1 pseudogene is annotated in these 916 nt (G+C 45.3%); it reads left to right on the forward strand.

Annotation, left to right across the window (positions count from 1 at the left end):
• A pseudogene (locus LU351_RS20520) lies at positions 1 to 916 on the forward strand (IS3 family transposase); the annotation flags it as partial.

A 916-nucleotide genomic window follows, 5' to 3' on the forward strand; every position in this document is an offset into this window, starting at 1 on the left:
ATTGGAACCAGCCTGATCTATAAATGGAAAGAAAAAATAGAAGCTCAGTCAGAGGGTATTACCTTGGTCGAAGATGAGCGAGCAGAGCTAAAACGCCTACGTAAAGAAAACAAAGAACTGCGCATGGAGAAAGAGATTTTAAAAAAGGCCAGTGCCTTCTTTGCGAAAGAAATGAAGTAAAGTTTACCTTCATCCAGGAAGAGTCTGAGCACTATCCCGTCGTCACCCTGTGTCGTGTTATGCGCGTCAGTAAATCGGCCTATTATGACTGGAAGAGGCGACCTGGCGAAGTAATCAGCGCAGAAATACTGTCGTTATATCGTCGCATGAAAGAGCTGTTTACAGCCAGTCGGGAGAGCTTAGGCAGTCGAGAAATGATGAAGAGACTTCGCAAAGAAGGCTATCAGATCGGTCGCTATAAAGTCCGTAAATTGATGAAAAAGCTGGGCCTCATTGTGCAACAGCGAAGGGCTTACAAAGCAACGACACAACGAAAACATACGGATGTGGTGGCTGATAATTTGTTAAATCAAAACTTCAATCCAGTGGCTCCTAATCAGATTTGGGCAGGCGATGTGACGTACTTAAAAACCGGTGAAGGTTGGATGTACTTAGCTATTGTCATGGATCTGTATTCGAGACGAATTGTTGGTTGGCATATTGATAAACGGATGACCAGCCAACTTGTTGAGAAGGCGCTAATCAAAGCCTACAACTTAAGACAGCCCTCAAGAGGAGCAGTCTTCCACAGTGATCGAGGTTCTCAGTACACCAGCAGCCGTTATCGAAAGCTGCTTAAAAGCTATGGTATGCGAGCGAGCATGGGCGATGTTGGAGCCTGTTGGGATAACGCTGTTGTTGAGCGATTTTTTGGCAGCCTGAAGCATGATTGGCTGTTCAAAGTTCACCAACCAAC

The sequence above is a fragment of the Marinibactrum halimedae genome (genome assembly GCF_021234875.1).
GTDB classification, from domain to species: Bacteria; Pseudomonadota; Gammaproteobacteria; order Pseudomonadales; family Cellvibrionaceae; genus Marinibactrum; species Marinibactrum halimedae.